Here is a 21,747-nt window from a genome sequence, read left to right on the forward strand (position 1 = left end):
ATGTTTAATTTAAAAAATTACCTAATTTATCAGTTTTTTCCCAAAGCTCAGTTTGTGGATTATATCTTTTTAAAATCTTGGCAGGTACACCCGCTAAAACGCAATAATCGGGAAAAGTGCCTCTCACTACAGAATTGGCCCCCACAATACATTGCCTGCCAAGAATGGTACCAGCCTGTATGGCAGCACCATATCCCAAGAAACAATTGTCTCCTATCTTGGTTGGTTTTATGATATAATCCTGATCCAGGATATGTTTGCCTATATCCTGATAATGATGATCAATATTGGTGATAAATACTGCACCGGACAATGTTGTATTTGAACCTATTTCTAATATTGTGTCTGAACTAATAATATGACAATTTTGTCCCATTGATATATTATCATTAATAATAATTTGCCCACCATTATGGGTCTCAATCCTTAATCCCGGGAATATCCTTATGCGTTTTCCCAGAACAATTTTTTTTGCTCCCAAGATAAAGAGCGTTGGCCCTATATAACTTGGGAAGCCAATCCTCTTAAACCTTAGCTTAAGAAAAATGGCATTTATAATCCAAAAGAATTTGTGCAGTTTTTCTATCATTTTATTGTTTTTAACACTTCTGAGACTGTTGCAAAAACTTCATCTGTTGTAATGCTCCGGATGCATTCATTAGTACCTAATGGGCAAATGTGCTGATTGCAAGGTTTACAATCCAGATCATGAGAAATGATTGACACGTTTTTACCCATGGGTTTTACCGCTGCCGGATCTGCTTTCCCAAAAATAACAACCGAAGGTATATCATAAGCTGATGCCAAATGGCCGGCGCCACTATCATTACAGATCAGTAAATCACATACATTAAGTAATGCCATATACCGCGGCAAACTTTCTTTAATTACCTGTAAGTTAATACTTTTATCAAGTTCATCATTGATATTCTCAATGGTTTGGGCCTCATTTGGCCCCTGAAAAAAAATGAAAACTACAGAAGGATCTAGAGCATTGAGCCTATTGACAAGTTCTGCAAACTTGGAGTCTTCCCACTTTCTGGCATGCGGGCTTGCGCTTACACCAGGGTGTAGACCTATAATCCTTTTACCATCTAACCCGTGGGACAATTGAAATGACTTAATGAAAGCATCTTGAGAATTGCTAATGGTCAGCTTTGGAAACTCTCGCCCCTCAGAAATAACCAAACCTAATTGTTTTAACAAATAGAGCCCTTCATACGTATAATGAACAATATCATCGTTTGGTTGTATAGGATCTGTTAACATATATTCGCCACCGGAAAAAGCATAGCTTGCTTTTCTCCTGGAGTGTATAAAATTCATATAAAAAATATTTCTCCAATCTCCCCTAAAATCAATACAAAGATCATATTTTTTCTTATTAACAACTTTTAATGAATAGAAGAATTTAACAATATTTTTAGGTGATTTGTTAAAAGGAGCAATCCAAGGGCAATCTACAATTATAAAATCATCTGCGATCCCCTGATCTGCCAAAACTGTTTGTACAACTTTGGTACAGATAAGCGTAATATTAGAATTTGGGTAGTTATCTCTTATGGTACGTAAGGACGGTAGGTACATGATTGTATCGCCTATCAGTAAAAAGCAGATAACCAAAATATTTCTGTCATTAACATCTTTTACATATCTACTTGTCATTATCCTGTTATCAACAAGAATAGACAAGTATTTATTAATCTTTTTGAGCTTATCTAATTTATTTTGGTTAAACTGTGGCATGGTGCTTCTTTTGAGAATTAAGATATTTATGTTTTATTATAACTGCAACAAAAATCCACATCCACATGATTCCCAAATTCAACTCTGATATACCTGCAATCTGCCCACAAAACAGCACAAGGCTAAAAACCAATATAAACAATGCTACTGGATTATCAATCAACTTGAAAAGAGGCTTTAATACTTTAAAAATAAATACTATCCAAACTATAATTCCTATAAGCCCGACATTGCTAATTATATTGAATAAAAAACTAGAAGTTCTATGGCTACCTAAGCCGACACCCAGCCCATAAGTATTGAGAAATAAATTCCAGGAGAAGATGTCAGCACTGGTTCTATTAATACCTGAACCAGTTTTCAATTTTTCAAACAGAATTCCATTGAGGATGAAATTCAGACTAGGTACCTTTATAATCACATAATAAGCAATCGAGATTACTAATATGACCCATACCAACATCTTGCGTCTGAATAAAAAAGTATATATCAAGGCACCCGCTAAAAATGTTACCAGTCCTGTGCTTGACATATTAAAAAGAAGGCATAAAAAAATCAGAGTAGTGATAAACCTGAACTTAATCCCATTCTGAGGAAGAATTGCCCAGAATGAAGCGCCGAGAAACGCTCCAGCAAAAGATGGCTCGGTAAATGTCGCCGAAATTCTATTTAATTTCAGGTCTATTATTCTTGAAGATCCGCTTGCAGCTTCAGAACTATCACTATTGTATAAAAAAGAAGATGGATAAGGCATAAAAGAATATTTTAAATGCAGATACTGTAGTATACCGATGAATAAAAAAACACAAATGGTAATGATAATAGTTTTCCAAATAACCTCCAAATCAATAATATCTGATCTAAGGTAGATAATATAAAATGTTATCACATTCACCCCTATAAAGACACTCTGAACCAAATTACTATTACTGTAAGACAATCTGGTACCTCCAAACATAACATTATCATCGATACCAAGATTGCCTGGATATACTTCAAATCCTTGAAAAATTTCCGGATAAAAAGTTGATGATATCAAACAAATGAACAAAAAGAGAAACAACATTCGACATGTTACGTCTATACGAAGATGTTTAAAATTCTCTCTAGAAGATAGGAATTTAAGTATAACAAAGAGCTCTGTGATAAAAAAAGGTTGAACACCTCTACCATCAAGATTAAAAACAGAGGTTGCCTGAAAAATAGAAGAAAATATAAGTGCAGACACGAGATATTGTGTTGGTTTGAACAACAAGAAAATCATTATAAAAATCCATATAATACCAAACAATGTCATAAATCCTAATATTTTTTATCCTTGTTAGGGATCTACTATTTTTTTAATAGTTTTGTTTATAAATTATTTCTTAAATTGATTTTAGTTTACACTAGCTTTTACTTTAATACCGTCTTTCAGCCCATCCAGCAATTTTTTTCGCTTATCCTTATTGTAACGTAACAGTTTTACAAACGAAGAGAAAAATATGAGAAGTAGAGCAGAAGCTTTATTTTTTCTATCAAGATTTTTAAGAATAAAATACATTCTATTTCTGTTACAGTAGTATATACTAAATAATGACTCGGAACCGCCTGTGCTATAAGACACTCTATGCTGAATGATAAATTCCGGCAAATAGAGAATCCTAAATCCCTTTTTCAACGCTCTGTACACAAAATCAGTATCATCATAATAAACAAAATATTTTTCGTCCATTAATCCTGTTTCTTCAAAAACATTTTTATGGATCAGCATAAAACAGGTTGGCGCATAAGTAAAATAAGCTTGCTTATTATATTGCTCGCCATCCTCTTCGCCATCACCAATATGGGTTCCATATCCTCGACTTTCAAACATTGTACCTCCTGCCATCCATATCTTATTCGTTCCACTATAAAATATTTTGGGAATAATAATTTTTTCTTCATTCTGGTTGGCATAGTCGTACAACCCGCCAAGAAGATTTTTTTGATCAAACTCAATATCATTATTAAGTAACAGAATATATTCAGAACCGTCTTCTAAAGCTTTTTCAACACCTTGATTATTACCTTTTGCTACACCTGCATTATTCTCATTTTTTATATGATCATAATTTTTTATCGAATATTTGTTAATCAGTTTCTGCACTAATTGTGTGGAAGATTCAGAAACGGAATTATCTACCATATAAAGATGATAATCTGTAAAGGATTGCTCACTCAAGCTCTTAAAAAAAGCATCCAAAACATCATCACTATTATATAGTACAGTAACCAAACCTATCGAAGCCATATTATTTTTTTTTCGTTTCTCAATAATTATTGTATAAATGTGCCTGAGCTATCCGTTTTCAACCACTTTTGTTCTTCAAAGCAATAACGCTTGATAATTTTTGCCGGTGCACCAACAGCAACGCAATAATCCGGTATATCTTTTGTAACCACAGAATTAGAACCAATAATACTGTTTTTTCCTACATTTGCACCTAAAATACATACGTTTTCGCCAATCCAAGCACCTTCTTTTATAAGGACATCTGAAAGTTGAAGTATTGGCTGATTAATTATTGGAATATCAATATTAGTATGTGCGTGCTGGTTGTCCGAAATATATACTTTATCAGCTATAAGTACAGAGTTTTCTATTGTAATACTTCTAGTGCAATAAATATGGACAAAATTACCTATATACGTATTATCTAAAATCTTAAGAGTACACTTTTGTGCACCAGTAAGCGGATTGGCAGCAAACCAGCCTATTCTTCCTATTGAAACATTTCCTCCAATATATATATTTTGTGGACATTCAATTTTTGTAGAGTAACTTATTGTAGTCTTCTTTCCAAGATAAGACAACCTACTCCTAAAATAAAAAGTAACTATTACCTTATCAAATAATTTTCCTAGTATCTGGACGAATTTATAAATCATTTATAAAGTGGATTTTTTTACTAGATTTAATTAATAATTTTCATTAATCAATAAACATACCCGAACAATTTGTTTTCAACCATGCCTTCTTCTCAAAACAATAACGTTTGACAATTTTAGCTGGAGCACCGACTATAACAGAATAATCTTCATACTCTCCAAAAACTACACTATTTGCTCCAATCGTGCAATTGTTTCCAATTTTTGTACCTTGCATTATAACTGTATTATTACCAATATTGCAATGAGCCCCAATAAAAACAGGTTTGGTACTTATATTTTGTTGTATAATAGGTATTAATATATCATCATAAGAATGGTGTATATCTGTAATAGTAACATTTGCTGCAATTGCAGTACTTCTTCCAATTTCAATATATTCTGCACACGTTAAGTGAATATTTTGCTGAATAATAACACCGTCGTTTATAATGATTTGTGGACTAAAGTTTTCTGACTGATATCTTTTGACTCCTTCTATTCTTGCATTCTTCCAAATAACAACTCGATTGCCCAAAACAATTGATTCTGGCGTTATATGTAAAGGTTTCATTATGATACAAGATTTTCCCATTTTTTTAAAAAAAAGTTTATACCAAAAAAAAGTTTTGATTCTGTAAAACTTTGTATCTACAAACCTTATTAAATTATATAATGATAACATAGAACAAATTATTTCTATTTTTTTAATTCGGATAACTTAGCTATGAAATTATTTTTCTTCATATACCATCCATTTACTATAAAAAAAGCTAAAACTATAATTAAGGTCATTAGATATATACTTATAAAATTAGAATTAAATAATAAAACACCTCCTAAAAGAAAAATAGAAGAAATAACCGTTGTCCAAAATTCAAATGATGTGAAAATATCCCTAAATTTCAACTGCTTTTTTTTCTGATAGAGAAAAAATGTAATTAGTGATCCTATTATGATTGATCCCCCCCAGGCGGTTACAATCCCTATTCCACCAAATGCAACTCCCAGAATAAATCCTAGTATTATATTGATAATTGCCATACCTAGATGGGACAAAATCAAAATATTAAGATTTCCTTCTCCCAAACAGCTGAAATATGAAGGCCCACTCATTATATTGATAATATAACTGATAGCAAGTATATAGACAGACCAAACAAATTCTGGTTCATAGTAACCTATCCATGTAGTAGAAATGAGTGGTGTAACTAAAACTAATAATGTTGACAGGGGGAAAGTAAAGAGGTGCATGACCCTATTCATCTTTACATAGAAAAGACTTAATTTTTCTTGTCCCTCTTCCATGGCTTTTTCTGCAACTACAGGAATAACTACCTGATTTGCATTGACTAATAATGCACGGAGCTGGCCAACTACTCTGGTCGCCATTTCATAATGTCCTAAAAAGGATAACCCCCCATACTTGCTTAATAGAAATTTTGTCGTTGGCTCATATAATAATTGACATATGGAGACGATCTGAAATTTGTAGCCATAACTGAATAACTCTTTGAATGATTTCAAATTCCATTTCCAATATCGTATTCTGTTATTGTAATCAATTTTTATAATAAAGCAAAATGCCAATAACAATACTGAAATAGCCTGAGCTAGCTGCGCTACCGCCACTCCTATGAGACCGTATATAGGTGTCAATAATACTGTCATTCCAAACATAATAATACCCGAACCTATATATATGAAATTTCTAATATAATTCTTCTGATAACCTTCCAAAACAGATGTAAATACTCCTCCTACAGCATTGATACTTAGAGAAGCCAGAGAATAAGGAAGAATCTGCAATGCAACGCCTAAAAATTTTTCGTCTATTAAAAACCTTAAAAAAAACTGCGCTCCAAAAAAAATAATAATACTGATAGTACCAAATAAAATACTCATGGAAATAACAGAGGTGAAAATAAGTTTTCCCAGCTTACTCTTATCTTCATCCAAAATATACTCTGCAACAAACTTAACCAAACCGGATGTTAATCCCATATTGGCAAGATTGGCAATGGAGGAAAATGATAATATAAGGGACCAAACACCCAATTGTTCAATCCCAACAGTATTAAGTAAATATTTATACAAGAAAAAAAACAATAACGCCGTGAATAAGACTTGCAAAACAGACGACAAAGCATTAATTGTTAATTTTTTAGAAGAATACTTCATTAGAAAATACTATCAAATAAGATTTTAATTCCCGAAAAATTGCCACCATTTCTTCTCATCAGCCTGATAACCATAACCGTACTTATTACCATATCCAAAATTGGTTTTATGAACATCATTAAGAACAAATCCTACATTTTTGATTTTGTTGCTTTCAATATTGTTGTTAGCAAATTCAATATATGCTTTTTCAGTAACCTCGGATCTTGTTACATAAACCGTAGCATCTGCCACATCAGCTATCAGCAATGAGTCAGTAACTAACATGAGTGGTGCTGTGTCAAGAATGATGTATTGGTAATCATTTTTCAAAGCATCAATCAATTTCTCATAACGTCCGTTCTGCAATAGATCAGCAGGGTTTGGTGGGATACTTCCCGAATATATAAAATCACAATACGGATTAAAGCCACTTGGATGAATTATACTTTGAATATTATCTGCATCGCCGTGAAGATATTCAGCAAGACCTTTAGATCCTTTCATAGACGGATTATATCTCTGAAGTTGAGGATTTCGTATATCGGAACCAATCACTAAAACTTTGCTCTGCCCTGTAGCTAATGCTAAGGAGAGGTTAACAGACACAAATGTTTTACCTTCACCTTTAACACTGGAGGTAACAAAAATAACTTTAGCACCTTCTTTTTTAGGTAACATAAACCTGATATTGGTAACAAGAATCCGGAAAGACTCAGCCAAAGGGCTAACATCATTGTGCTGGATCAATTCATTCTCACGCACAGAAACTCTTGGAATCTCAGCCAATACAGAACTACTTGACAGTTTTTCAAGGTCATGTTTATCAACAAGTTTTGTATTGAGGAGTTCTTTGAGGTAAATCAGGCCAAAAGGGAATATCAGACCAAGCAGTGCAGCTCCTAACAAAATAATCATCTTTTTTGGAGCTACAGGTTTTTTATCTACAAACGCATAATCAACCACGCGCGCCTTATCCGATGTAATAGCCAAAGTGATAGCGGCCTCTTCTCTTTTCTGCAAAAGAAGTAGGAATAGATTTTCTTTAATTTGCTGCTGACGTTCTATACTCCTAAAAAGCTTTTCTTGACGTGGAAACTGACTAATTTTATTGTCTGCCCTGTTCTCAAAACCGGCAATCTTCTGCCTGTTAATCTTGAGTGTATTCAAAGTCTTATAAAGACTTTCTTTAAGGGCAGTTTTAAGGGAGTTAATTTCTCTGGTAATCTCAATAATGATAGGGTTTTCAGGTGTGGCATTCTCCAACATCCTACTACGGTCAAGCACCAGTTTATTATAGGCAGAAATATTAGATGTAGCCGCAGAATTATCTATACCAATATTGGTTGGAATTACCTGATACTGATTGTTTGGCGAATTGATATAATTAATCAAAATATTGGTCAACTCAATCTGCGTATCATTTTCCACCTGATTACGATTAGCTTCTGTAGAAATCTGCAAATTCATTTTAGCCTCAGTAGGTATATCAACAACATCATTAGATACCTTAAATTGTTCCTTTTGATTTTCAACATCCCCCAATTCCTTAGATATTAATGCAATTCGGTCATCAATAAAATCTTTTGTTTTTTTAGATTCCGTATTTTTATCGGTGGTCGCATATAAATTATACTTATTAACCAAATCATTCATAAAATCTTTGGCCTTGTTTTTATTAGAATAATCCATCGACAAGCTAATTACTGTGGCATCTTTATCAGCTAAGCCAACAGCTAAGTTCTGCTTATATTGATCAATAGTACCATCCATGTCAGAATAATTAATGAAAAGGTCATCTAATTTCATCTTCTTAACCTTGTGTCGGTTAAAATTTGCGTTTTTAGTCACAATCAAGTTTACATAAGGTAGACTGATCACCTTATTAAATTGACCTATAATATCCTTCTTAAGTTCCTTTGAAGACAAAATAATTTGACCACCATTTATTTTAATATCAATTGGTTTTTTGGGGAGATCCTCATCTGGTTTTTCGTTAACAACAAAAATATTGATGGGAGCTGTATCTTTGTATAATTCCACATTATAATATTTTTCACGCGAGAAAAGAGAAACCTGGGTTTTCAAATCCTTAACAACATCCTCGATAATTTTACGTGACTTGAAAATTTCCAATTCATTTTCTATACTACTTGTGCCCATTCCACCAAGGCTACTAAGACTTGATAACATTCCAATTTCAGGATTAGCGCTACTTGATTTTTTGGCATCTTTAATCAAGACAGTAGATTGAATATTATAAACAGGAACTGTAATTTTTATATAGATAATTCCTAGTATAACAAAGAGAATAAAACCAAATAAAAACCAATACCACCTTTTAAGATAGGGCTTAATCAATTCTCTTAGATCTATCGCTTCCTCGTAATTGTTAACGTTATTCATTATTCGATTTTTAAAAAAGGTAAATAAAAATGATGCTAAAAATCACAACTAACGACTAGACAAACATTAAATCACGCCATTAGATTGATTTGAGCACAACACTATGTGTGTAAAAAATTATCTGAAAATCAAGGCTAAAAGACCAACTACCACAGAGGCAATTGAAATAAATAAACCCACCTGCGGTCCGTAAGAGGCTTGACTCTTTCTATTATTGTTGGGCGTTACATAAATCACATCATTTTGCTTCACATAATAATAAGGCGAATTGAAAAAAGATGCATCGGTCAAATCAATATATTGTTTAGAAGTAACGCCATCTACATTTCTGACTATCAAAACGTTTGTGCGTTGACCATAAATTGTCAAATCTCCCGCTAGTCCCAAGGCTCCTAAAACACTCATAGATTGACCATCCGGAATAACGTACGCACCTGGTTTATTGACTTCTCCAAGAACGGTGATTTTAAAATTAGTGGTTCTAATATTGATACCTGGATTTTTAATATACTTCGTTAACCGTTCTTTTACATCATCCCGAAATTGCTCAATGGTTTTGCCATTAGTACTCAACTCGCCTAAAATCGGAAACTGGATATCCCCCTTTGAATCAACAATATAGGTAGGACCAGAAATTGAGGATTGTGCCTGCATGGGCAAATTGTTACTTCCAAGAGAAAACTGGGAAACATCGCTGGACGAATAGTTCTGGTTAAAAGGCTTAGCCACCTCATTATCTTTTGCTGTAACAGAAATCATCAACATGTCGCCCGGTTGTATGGTAAAACTGGAAGCTTTTATAGAGGTATCAATAGCGGTCTGTTCTATATTCCGCATATAATCCATGTCTGTCCTTGTTTTACACGAAAAAATAACGAAAAGAACAGCTGCCATAAGAATGACGGATAAGATTTTTCTCATATAGGATTTATAAAATTCTTTAAGTTTGCAAATATAATGATTCTTATTGATCTAAAGATTCATAGATAGAATTATTGCTTTTAAATTCCTTAACAATACATTTGAGGACTTTTACAATTTCCTGCTTTTCTTCTCTTCTGGAATAAGAAATGACCAATTCTGTAAGTTCATCTATTTCCTCAAAATGCATGGATGGATCCTTTGAAATCATAATCTTCTCATGGGATGTAGGAAGTGTTTTGGTATTGTCACTCAATAATTCCTCATACAATTTTTCACCTGGTCTTAAACCGGTATAGATAATTTTGATATCATCATTAGGCTCCAACCCAGACAATTTGATCATTCGTTTGGCGAGTTCCAGAATTTTTACTGGATCTCCCATATCAAACACATAGATCTCCCCACCATTACCCATTGTCCCAGCATGCAGCACCAGCTCACAGGCTTCGGCGATGGTCATGAAATAACGGACAATATCGGGATGTGTTATGGTGACAGGTCCACCTCTCTCAATTTGTTTCCTGAAATGAGGTATTACAGAACCATTAGACCCAAGTACATTACCAAACCTTGTGGTGATAAATTTGGTTGTATTATTGTTATAATCTTGTAAAGACTGAACAAACAATTCGGCCACCCTTTTTGAAGCTCCCATTACGTTAGTAGGATTCACGGCTTTATCTGTAGAAACCATCACAAATCGGTTCACCTGATATTTGCTAGATAACAATGCCAGATTCTTAGTACCCAATACATTAACAAGAACAGCCTCATGAGGATTTTCCTCAACTAGTGGAACATGTTTGTAGGCTGCAGCGTGGTATACCATAGAGAATTGGTATTTTTTAAAAATAGGCTCCAGCCTTTCGTAATTGGAAATATCGGCGAGTATGAATTTAAAATTGATATGTGGATAAAGCTCTTTCATCTCAAGCTCTGTATCATATAAAGGCGTTTCGGACTGATCTAGAATAATGATTTGTAAAGGCTCCAAAATTGCAACTTGCCTAACAATTTCTCGACCAATTGAACCAGCTCCGCCAGTAACTAAAACCGTTTTCTGGAAATGTCGTCTTCTAACCTCCATATTATCAAGTTTGATAGGCTTACGGTTAAGCAGATCTTCAATTTGTATGGTTTTTAGATTATTTATGATCTCTTTACTTCGCAGCTTCTGCATGTTGGGCGACTTATAAATCTTAAGATTATATTCAAGAAAAAGATTCACCCAAAAATCAAGTTCTTCTTTTTGCAAAGCTTCCTTAATAACCAAAACCCCACTCACATCCTCCATCCCATTATTTAGATCTGATATAAATTCAGCCTTGGTAAGTATTTTTCTTCCAAGAAGTTTAATATTAACTTTTTTATCATGATAGGATATAAATCCTCTGATATCAAAAGGTAAATTAGGATTTGAAAGAATGACCTGAGCAATAGCCACAGAAGTATCATCATCTCCTAATACATAGATTTTCTTTTGGCTGGCGCTACGCTTATTTTCCTTGATCACATTAAAAACACCTTTCACAAACAACCTGAAAACAAATAAAAACAGACAAGAAATCGCAAAATAAAGACCAAGAAAAGGGATTAACACAAGCTTTTCCCCAGTGACTATAAAGTAGATGTAATTAACAAGAACAACAGTGAGAATACTAAAAAAATTAGCTGTAAAAATTTTAAAAAGATCAACGAATGTGGAATGGCGTATAACTCCTAGATAGGTTTTGAATACGTACATAAACAAAACATTAATACCAATTACAAAACTAAAAATGTAAGTTAATGGAAATACTTTGTAGTGGCTAACACGTAAACTGATGATTAACAAATGCGAAATCATAAGAGCCATGATGATGATAAATATATCAATGACCAAAATCATCCACCTTGGCAAAAACTTAAAATCTGCAAGGTATAATACATTATCATTCAGTGAAAACCGTTTACGATTTCTAGCCTTCTCCATTCTTTGGTTAGCGATTTAAAATTGATAGTTCGTTATAACATCTTTAATTCTTTTTTGATCATCATTCGTTAGATTGGAACCAGAAGGCAAGCAAAGCCCTCTGTTAAATAAATCTTCAGCAACGGTTTCTCCGTAATACGGACAATCCTTAAAAACCGGCTGAAGGTGCATCGGCTTCCATAGTGGCCGTGTTTCTATATTTTTTGCCGTAAAGGCACTCATCAAATCATAATTATTCCTGGTAGTAAAACTTCCGTCAATGGTAATACTGCTTAACCAGTGGTTAGAATAATAATCGTCATTCGCCTCCGTAAAAACAGTTACTGCATCAATATCTTTAAAAAGATCCAAATACATGTTATGGTTAGCTCTTCTTTTTAGAATGCGATCCCCCAACACTTGCATTTGTCCACGGCCTATGCCAGCGCAGATATTACTCAGTCTGTAATTATACCCAATCTCAGAATGCTGATAATAAGGTGCTGGATCCCTGGCCTGGGTAGATAAGAATATTGTTTTTAATTTGACTTCTGGCGATTGACTTACCAAAGCCCCACCACCCGATGTCGTAATAATCTTATTCCCATTAAACGAAAGGATTGCAAAATCCCCAAAAGTTCCACACATTTTTCCTCTGTAGCTAGACCCCAATGCTTCTGCGCTGTCTTCAACTAAGGGAACATTATATTTTCTGCAAACCGCCAAAATTTCATCCATTTTGGCAGGCATCCCATAGAGATGTACTACGATAGCCGCTTTTGGTTTTTTCCCTTGACTGATACGTGTTACAATAGCTTCTTCCAAATAATCGGGGGACATATTCCAGTTAACAGGATCTGAATCTACAAAAACAGGTGAAGCGCCAAGGTATTTAATAGGATTAGCTGATGCAGAAAAGGTAAAAGACTGACAAATAACTTCATCGCCATAACCAACATCCAATTGCACTAAAGCCAAATGTAATGCAGCTGTCCCCGAACTTAATACCGCAACCTTACGATTATCCCCCAAAAAGTCTTCTATGGCCAATTCAAATTCATCCACATTTTTTCCTAACGGAGCCACCCAGTTATGGGCAAAAGCATCCTGTATATACCCCATTTCCTGACCTCCCATGTGTGGTGAAGACAGCCAAATTTTAGAATCCATCAGTAGCTATAATTTCATTTTTATTGTCTTCCAAAGTTATGATTTTTTTAACACTTTTTGGAAACTTTGTTTGACGGTTGCAAAATGTTATTAAGAATAAGTCCATATAAAACGTGAAGCATCCATTATTCAAGTAGAGAAAAATACTTATATTTCACAAGCAAAATTTATAAGTTTGCCATATAACTTTAAGCTTTTTATAAATTTCGAATGCCAAATTTAATCACTTAAGATATAATGCCTTTACGGTTAACCGTAAAATGGAGAAAATTATTGTATTTGTGGGTTAAAGATTATGATAAAGGTTATCATAATATTTATTACCTCATTTGATTCAGAGGCTTGATTCATCATTAATTAATATTAAGTTAAATATCTTTTGTTTGTGGACTTATATATTTGAAAAATGCAAAAGTTTATATTTTTTTTAATCATTACCATAGGAGCTTTCTCGCAAGCTCAACAAAAGCCATTAAAGGTGGCATTTTTGTCCGACATTCATTTTCAGGATTTGTATGGTAACTTTTCAGACAACGATTTTAAGGGTGCAATCAATCCTAAAACGGGAAAACCCACCATTTTAAGATCTATGGATTCGCAACTTCATTCTACACGTATTTTTAATGAAAACTATTTTGCATTTCTGCAGGCGTTGGAAGATATTGCAAACAAAAATATAAAGATAGTTGCCCTACCAGGCGATTTTTCTGACGATGGCCAAGCATATAATGTCAGAGGACTCAAAAAAATACTGGAGCAGTACAAAAAAAAATATGGACTTGATTTTTATATTACAACTGGCAATCATGATCCTGTGGGTCCTTGGCGACGTGAGGCTGGTAAAAATGATTTTCTAAACGACGACGGCGGAGAAATAGGCATTTATAGCAAGTCAACACTTAAAAAAAATAACAATGATATTATTACCAATGATATTGCAGAGTTAGGTTACACTGAAATATTAGACCAGCTAAAAGATTTCGGCCTTTTTCCTAAGAAAGAAAATATCTTTTGGAACACACCCTTTGATTCCTTAAACTATCAAAATTATAGCTATAAAGAAGCTTTACAGCATGCTAATATAAAAAACAGGATGTTTGAAATTGCTAAAGGATTTATGATACCCGACCTCAGTTACATAGTAGAACCAATACAAGGACTATGGCTACTGGCTATTGATGGTAATACATACATCCCAAAAAACATGAACTCTAGTGCATTGGATCCTGATAATTATAACGGAGCATCTATTGGATACAATAATGTGTTGGTTTACAAAAAGCATCTTATAAAATGGGTGGCAAATCTAAGTAAAGAGGCAAAATCCCGAGGCAAAACTCTGGTAGCCTTTACCCACTACCCAATGATCGATTATAATGATGGTGCATCTCCTGCTATTGCCAATCTCCTTGGGAAAAAAAAATGGCAGTTGGATAGAGTACCATCAGAGGATGTTGCAAAAACTTTTTCTGAGGCAGGACTGCAAATTCATTTTGCTGGTCATATGCACATTAATGATACCGGGATTAGGCAATTTGGTGACAAAATCCTGGTTAATTTACAGGTTCCTTCTCTCGCCGCTTATATCCCTGCTTATAAAATTTTGACAATTTATTCTTCAGATAAGATGGATGTCAAAACTGTGATATTGCATAAAGTGCAAGGTTTTAAAGAGGTGTTCCCGCTGTACAAAAAAGAATATGAAGCCATGAAGAGCGCAGGAGACAAGCAATTGTGGGATAAAAGAATACTCAAATCTAGATCTTATGGTAATTATATGACCTTTCACCTCAAAGAATTGGTACGCCTTAGAATGATCCCATCGGACTGGCCACCGGAATTTTACAAAAAGGCAAAGAATTTAACAGGTGAAAAGTTACTATTATTGGTAAAAACTAGAGCAGAATTAAGACAGATGAATGTAATTCTTAAAGATTACAACAAATGGAATTTTGATGATGCTATACTCGATCTGTATAAATATCAGGCAGCAGACGAACTTGCCAAATATGATATTCCAAAAAAAAGGCTTTTGCAATACACAATTTTGGAAAAGATATATAAAGAATATCATCCAAGGGATGAATTTATGACACAGCTTCAATCTTTTTTCAAAATACTGTCTCTATTATCAAACAGTGATCCGGCAGACCATTTTGAAATTGATCTGCCAAACCGAAAGCTCAAAAGACTATAAATTTCTTTATGGTCCAGTTATAGGATTTTTTCTCTCAAAACCTTGATTATCAAAATTAACCTTATATTTGGATTTGAACAATTTGCTAGGCAAATAGTAATCAGTCGTAATAATCTGCGCGCCACTGGATTTTGCACTGTCAAACCTTGAAAAATTTTCTGCTCTCGCCTCCTTAGTATCTGCGTCTGCTCTGGTTCTAATAATATAGCCCTTCTTGACAAGTTTAGTAATATTTTCATCAGGATTATTCATAATTAATATAGCAGCTTCCTCCGTACCAGGAGATGAATTGGTAAACATCATTCTACCTTTAAGTGATGGATGATTTTTGATGTATTGATCCCGGTTTGCTCCATTATTATCTATTACAAATATAAATTTGCCTTTAGCTGAATTGATTTTCGGCCAGTTTTCATGCAGCACAGCATCGTTAAGTGTTTGATAATCACCCCGCACATCGTCTGGTGTAAGAATTTTGTTTCTGCCTAAATATTTTAGTAGTTCGCTATCCAAATCATCAAAGAGTTTTGTAGTAAAATGCTCTGGCTCTGTACCAAATTTATTGACTGTACCATCTTTTGGTTCAAGCGTTATAAAAACTGGATGGTGGTTTGGATGCTTGTCTGACCACTTTTTTAGATCACGCAAACAGTCTTCCAAAGTGTAGTACCAGGTTTGATAATCAATATCAAGGATATGAATCATCTTAAAACCAGGTTTAGTCATTTTATTTTCGGGATCAAATGTTGGATTTGCTTTCACATAATCCATAATTTTTGGATGTTTATATTTTCCGCCATTACTGTCGGCATAGACATCAATTTCAAGATTGCGGAGCCCCATGTCCAACTGATCTAATATTGAAATATGCTCATATTCAATATTAGGCAGGTATTCCGCGGCTTCACTTTGTTCTAAGAATGCTAAAACTTCGGGGGCGATCGCTTTTTTATATGAGTTATGAGATCCTATGACTTGAATCTGATTCAATTTTAGAGAATCAAGGTTTTGGGACAACAGCAAATTACCAAATAGTATGGTCGCAATAGCAGTGGTAAATCTCTTCATTTATAAAATTTTTCAAACCTCCAAAATATACAACTATCACCACTTATCCCTTTAAGAAAAAGTTAAGAATGTATTAAAATTAAAAAAAATAAAAAAATAATTATCAAATTAAATTATTGAAAATCAATAATTTAAATCTGACTATATAAGTGTGTTTTAACATTTATTGATTTTATGATAATGCTATGTTAAAGTAAATTTTGATGAATAACTTATTTCTTTGTGCAAATAATAAACATAAAAAAACAAGCAAGAACCGCTGTTGCGGGAACAACAGCGGTGATTAATTAAGCATGCAAAAATTATAATTACTTTACTTAATAATATGTATCACAAAATTAATTTTTTAAAATTTAAAAAGCTAATACCTATAGCACTTATATTCCTTGTCTCTGGACAGGCAAATGCAATAGTTATGACAGCCAATGACCATCTATTTGTACACATGGTAAATCCTGTGACAGGAATTGTAAAAGATCAGGAAGGTATGGCCATTGAGGGAGCCAGAATTACTGTTTTGGAAACAGGCATTAGTGTGCTTACAGACAGTAATGGCCAGTTCAGTATAAGTGCTGACCAAGGACAAACATTATCAATAATCTACGAAGGTTATGAGTTTCAAAAAATAAGTGTTTCCAACACGCCAATTGAGATTAAACTGAAAGCTAAAAAAAAATCTACATCCATAGAAGAAGTAGCGCTTGTAGGTTATGGTTCTCAGAGAAAGACAGATCTTACTGGTTCTGTTGCCCAACTGAAAGCGGACCATTTTAAAGAAGGGATGAATATTTCTGTAGACAATCTTATGCAAGGGAAAATTGCTGGTGTAAGAATTACACCCTCTAGCGGTGAACCAGGTGCCAGCATCAATGTTTCCATCCGAGGTATTGGATCTGTAAGAAGTGGTAATACGCCTTTATTTGTAGTAGACGGCGTTCCTTTAAGTAATGATGCAGTGAGCGCACAAGGGCCTAACATAGGTTTAGGAAACGCACAAGCCAAAAACCCTCTTAATTTCTTAAATACAAGTGATATAGAATCCATAACAGTACTTAAAGATGCATCAGCCGCAGCCATTTATGGTGCCAGAGGATCAAATGGAGTTGTTTTGGTAACAACCAAAAGAGGAAAAAAAGGGGAACCACTTTTTACCTATGATACCTACTTGGGATTTTCTAATGTCATCAAGAAACTAGATCTTTTGTCAGCAGATGATTACAGAAAAACCGGCATAGATAAATCTTATGATTATGGCGGAAATACAGATTGGCAGGATCAAATCTATAGAACTGCAGCATCTCAAAACCATGCGGTATCTTTTTCTAAGGCTACAGAAACAGGAAACTACTTTGCATCGCTTTCCCACATGGATCAGGATGGTATTGTTCTTAACAGCAGCTTCAAGAGAACAACTGCCAGGTTAAATGCTGAAGAATCATTCCTGGATAATAAAAGATTAAAAATTAAATTAAATCTTACCGCAAGTGACATTAGAGAAACCGGAATACCCAATGGTGCGAATGCAGGCTCTGACGGACAAGTCATCATCCATGCATTAATGGCAAACCCTACGCGGTCTGTCTATGATGACCAGGGCAATTATACCAATTTTAACATGAATGCCCATTATAACCCACTGTATTTGCTAAGTGTTTATAACGATAAAACCAACACATTCAGAATATTGGGAAATACTGAAGCAACGTTACGTATTCTACCTGGCTTGAATTATAAATTCAATCTCGGGGTGGACAAATCTATGTCTGAAAGAAATACGACAATGTATCCCAACTTAACAGATAGAACACCTAAAGGAACTTATGTGCAGGCCAATCTTGATTCTTATAACGTATTATTGGAACATTATCTGACATACGATCTCAACCTTAACCGCCATAACCTGAGTTTCCTAGGTGGATTTTCTTATCAAAAATTCAAAGTTTCAGGAACCTATTTCGGGGTTAAGGATATTGCCGATAAAGGAACTGGCATTGCTCCAGAAATTAATCCCGGCTATTCTGGAACGCCATATATCCCGGGAGCTGGCTATGCCCAAGAAAACGAACTACAATCTTATTTTGGAAGAATTAACTATAATTTTGATAAAAAATATTTGTTAACAGCTTCAATCAGGACAGATGGCTCTACACGTTTTGGAGCAAACAACAAATATGGCTATTTCCCCTCAGTCGCTTTGGGGTGGACCATCTCAAACGAAAACTTCTTACAGAATTCCAGGCTTATTAATGACTTGAAACTAAGGGCAAGTTGGGGCCAAACTGGGAATCAGGAAGTACCCAACAAGTTGACACAGGCCAGCTACTCCCTTTCACAGGCTTCTGGATACTACTTATATGATAACCTTAATCTTATAAATGGTGTTTTGGTGAACAGGACAGCTAATCCCAACCTGAAATGGGAAACCGTGGAGCAGTCTAACTTGGGATTAGATTTTAGCCTTTTAAAAAATAAATTCTACGGATCTATAGAATATTACAATAAAGCTACTAAAAATGCAATACTTTATATTCCAACACCTGCACTCAGCCCAACTTCTATGATGTATAAAAACTCTGATGGAAAAATCATTAATAAAGGTATTGAGTTTTCTTTCGGCTCGGAAATAATTAAAAATGACAATTTCACTTGGAATTTTGATCTTAATGGAGCAACGGTCAACAATAAAATTAAAGACCTTAGTGTTTCAGAAATTTACTCAGGAGAAGTTTCAGGCCCCGGCCTTTCCGGCGTAACGGCTAATATTTACAAAAATGGATATCAGGCAGGATCATTCTACATGTACCACTATCTAGGCACAGATTCTAATGGCAAATATATCTACGAGGATGTGGATGGGGATGGAAAAATAAATCAAAGTGATAAAAAAATCTTTCAGGGTCCTATTCCTACTTTCACTTTTGGGATCAATTCATACATGCAATACAAAAAATTAGACTTTTCATTTTCATTTATTGGACAAACAGGTGGTTATCTAGTCAACAATACGGCACTAGATCTTAACATCAACAATTTGGCATCGGATCGTAATACCCTCAAAAACTTCTACGACTCTGGCGCAAGCTTTTCCAATCAACCGCAGCTTTCATCGCTTTATCTTGAAAAATCCGATTTTATAAGGCTTAACAATGTTCGTCTTGGTTACACCTTTGACCTCGGTCAACTTAAGTGGATGAAAAGTCTCAGCCTTTACCTAAGCGCACAAAACCTTTTAACAATAACCAACTATTCTGGCTATGACCCTTTGGTAGATACCAACAAGCAGGTAGGTGGAAACCAGTCTTTGGGAATAGATTATACCACATATCCATCAGCAAAAACCTTTCTTTTTGGAGCAACTGTTAAATTTTAATCAAACATCATGAAATCTAAATATTTAAATATTACTAAAATTATATTAACCTGCAGTGCAATTGCTTTAACCGCATGTACCAATCTGGATGAAAAAGTTATAGATGAAGTACTGGGCTCCGAAAATGCAGATCCCGAAGCGGCTCTAGCCGCAGCCTACAGCCAGTTGGGAGAAGGAACATTTGTAGACCATGGGAGTGTATTTGCATTACAGGAATATTCTACAGATGAAGCTCTTTTACCGACAAGAGGAAGTGATTGGGGCGACGGTGGAAAGTGGAGAGCAATGCATGAGTTTACTTGGGATTCTAATAATGATGTGGTAAAAACCACTTGGAATCAACTTAGCCTTGGGATTACCAAATCTCTTACTGCCATAGCTAGCATCGAAAAAAGTACCGGAAAGAACAAAAACCTTTTCTTGGCAGAAGCTAAAGCTCTATTAGATTACTACACCTATACAACCTTAGACCTTTATGGGCAGGCTCCGTACAGAGATCCTTCAAACCTTAATGCTCCTGTACAGGTCAGAAAAGATGCCACAAGTATAGATAATCTTATTTTGGATATGGAAGCACTTATACCAAATCTGGCAGATATCAAAACTCAAAATACCCATGCAGGAAGATTTACAAAGCAGGCCGCTTATGCTTTTCTGGCCGACATGTATCTCAACAGAGCCGTTCTTAAAAACAAAACAGGGAACAATTTTGACTTTAAAGAACAAGCTATAAACGGGGGTGGAAATGATATGGATAAAGTAATTGCATATTGTAATTTACTAATTAATAATTCCAATTTTAGTCTAGAATCCAATTACTTTCACAATTTTGATATTGATAATGACAATAGCAAAGAAATGATTTTCTCGGTCGTACAAAAAAAATTAGCCAACTCTACCAAGAGTTCTGATAACGATTTGGCTTACATGTCTATGGAAAGGATCCAAAAACCGTCTCCTGATAACAGAGGTACAAATGCTTCTTGTATTACTCCAGAGTTTTATTATTCATGGCAGGGTAATTTTACAGACCCGCGATTCCACAGGACTTATCAATATTCGGATGGCACATGGTTTAGAAATGACGGAACAGATGTCAGTGTACCATCTAGCAGCAAGGTTGAGGGGACTGGTAAGCCGTGGTTTCATTTCAACAGAGGATTACAGGCAGGACAGCAATATGGACCCAAAATTGTCAATGGCAATTTTGAACTGACTCCAGATGGACGAATCAAAGTTTTTAAATTATATACCGAGAAAAACACAACGTTACCCGCCGACTTCACACCCGAATTAAACTTTGACAATCCAAATGAAGCTGTGTTCACCCAAGCGCAGATTAACAGAGGCGTTAGAAATTTCAAATTTGAGTTTGATCCCGGATATGGAAACAATGGTACAAGTGGAATGGATGTTCCATTGTATAGGCTTGGAACTATTTACATGATGAGAGCAGAAGCCTACTTTAGAAATGGCAACACAGCTGCCGCCCTTGCGGATATAAATAAATTGAGAACGAGCAGGACTCGGGAAGCTTTATATAACAATACGCCGGGCCAGTCCATCAGTAATCTAAATGCGGATATACTTTTCAAGGAAACAGGTTATGAACTTTACTGGGAAATGTATAGAAGAAAAGCAATGATAAGATTCGGGAAATTTGACCTACCAGGGACTGCCAAACCGGCTTCCCAACCTTACAGAAGGATTTTCCCAATACCACAGGCAACTATCGATGCATCTAAAGAATTTTCTCAAAATGCAGGATATTAAACGCCACAATTTTTCCAAACAAGCTGTTCCAAAAGAGCAGCTTTGTTTTTTCTAATTAGTACCATTAAACCTTCTTTTTAATGTCTTAGCTAA

The 21,747-nt window shown here is 34.7% G+C and carries 15 protein-coding genes; 3 read left to right on the forward strand and 12 right to left on the reverse strand.

The features are described from left to right. Positions 1-4: 4 nt before the first annotated feature. The 11 genes from AC00Y6_RS01140 to AC00Y6_RS01190 form a co-directional block, all read right to left on the reverse strand. On the reverse strand, positions 5-589 hold the full coding sequence (locus AC00Y6_RS01140; RefSeq protein ID WP_474488781.1) for an acyltransferase: 585 nt from the start codon (positions 587-589) through the stop codon (positions 5-7). Further along, entirely contained in the window at positions 586-1,746 is a 1,161-nt protein-coding gene (locus tag AC00Y6_RS01145) for a glycosyltransferase family 9 protein (protein ID WP_474488782.1), read from the reverse strand. The genes AC00Y6_RS01140 and AC00Y6_RS01145 overlap by 4 nt, the downstream gene beginning before the upstream one ends. Further along, positions 1,733-2,974, reverse strand: a complete 1,242-nt coding sequence (locus tag AC00Y6_RS01150) for a hypothetical protein (RefSeq protein ID WP_474488783.1) — start codon at positions 2,972-2,974, stop codon at positions 1,733-1,735. The genes AC00Y6_RS01145 and AC00Y6_RS01150 overlap by 14 nt, the downstream gene beginning before the upstream one ends. A 150-nt stretch (positions 2,975-3,124) precedes the next feature. Next, on the reverse strand, positions 3,125-4,018 hold the full coding sequence (locus AC00Y6_RS01155; protein ID WP_474488784.1) for a glycosyltransferase family 2 protein: 894 nt from the start codon (positions 4,016-4,018) through the stop codon (positions 3,125-3,127). Between the two features lie 26 nt (positions 4,019-4,044). Continuing rightward, a complete protein-coding gene (locus AC00Y6_RS01160) occupies positions 4,045-4,656 on the reverse strand; it encodes an acyltransferase (RefSeq protein WP_474488785.1) in 612 nt (203 codons plus the stop codon). 43 nt (positions 4,657-4,699) lie between these two features. Further along, positions 4,700-5,230, reverse strand: coding sequence for a DapH/DapD/GlmU-related protein (locus AC00Y6_RS01165; protein ID WP_476589232.1), 531 nt, complete (start codon positions 5,228-5,230; stop codon positions 4,700-4,702). 104 nt (positions 5,231-5,334) lie between these two features. Continuing rightward, positions 5,335-6,816 (reverse strand): oligosaccharide flippase family protein, encoded by a 1,482-nt coding sequence (locus tag AC00Y6_RS01170; protein WP_474488787.1) that lies wholly within the window; start codon positions 6,814-6,816, stop codon positions 5,335-5,337. Between the two features lie 24 nt (positions 6,817-6,840). Beyond that, positions 6,841-9,201: a GumC family protein gene (locus AC00Y6_RS01175; protein WP_474488788.1), complete on the reverse strand. Its 2,361-nt coding sequence runs from the start codon at positions 9,199-9,201 to the stop codon at positions 6,841-6,843. A 117-nt stretch (positions 9,202-9,318) separates the two neighbouring features. Beyond that, positions 9,319-10,122 (reverse strand): polysaccharide biosynthesis/export family protein, encoded by an 804-nt coding sequence (locus AC00Y6_RS01180; protein WP_474488789.1) that lies wholly within the window; start codon positions 10,120-10,122, stop codon positions 9,319-9,321. 43 nt (positions 10,123-10,165) lie between these two features. Continuing rightward, on the reverse strand, positions 10,166-12,097 hold the full coding sequence (locus AC00Y6_RS01185) for a polysaccharide biosynthesis protein (protein WP_474488790.1): 1,932 nt from the start codon (positions 12,095-12,097) through the stop codon (positions 10,166-10,168). 15 nt (positions 12,098-12,112) lie between these two features. Continuing rightward, positions 12,113-13,246, reverse strand: a complete 1,134-nt coding sequence (locus AC00Y6_RS01190; protein ID WP_474488791.1) for a DegT/DnrJ/EryC1/StrS family aminotransferase — start codon at positions 13,244-13,246, stop codon at positions 12,113-12,115. Positions 13,247-13,652: 406 nt separating this feature from the next. Between AC00Y6_RS01190 and AC00Y6_RS01195 the strand changes: the two genes are divergently transcribed. After that, positions 13,653-15,443 (forward strand): metallophosphoesterase, encoded by a 1,791-nt coding sequence (locus AC00Y6_RS01195; RefSeq protein WP_474488792.1) that lies wholly within the window; start codon positions 13,653-13,655, stop codon positions 15,441-15,443. Positions 15,444-15,449: 6 nt separating this feature from the next. Here AC00Y6_RS01195 and AC00Y6_RS01200 read toward each other — a convergent pair whose 3' ends face one another. Continuing rightward, a complete protein-coding gene (locus AC00Y6_RS01200; RefSeq protein WP_474488793.1) occupies positions 15,450-16,511 on the reverse strand; it encodes a phosphatidylinositol-specific phospholipase C1-like protein in 1,062 nt (353 codons plus the stop codon). 325 nt (positions 16,512-16,836) lie between these two features. Here AC00Y6_RS01200 and AC00Y6_RS01205 point away from each other — a divergent pair, with 325 nt between their 5' ends. Next, positions 16,837-19,881, forward strand: coding sequence for a SusC/RagA family TonB-linked outer membrane protein (locus tag AC00Y6_RS01205; RefSeq protein ID WP_474488794.1), 3,045 nt, complete (start codon positions 16,837-16,839; stop codon positions 19,879-19,881). A 9-nt stretch (positions 19,882-19,890) separates the two neighbouring features. After that, on the forward strand, positions 19,891-21,654 hold the full coding sequence (locus AC00Y6_RS01210; RefSeq protein WP_474488795.1) for a RagB/SusD family nutrient uptake outer membrane protein: 1,764 nt from the start codon (positions 19,891-19,893) through the stop codon (positions 21,652-21,654). Positions 21,655-21,747 lie beyond the last annotated feature (93 nt).

Source organism: Epilithonimonas sp. (genome assembly GCF_056329745.1).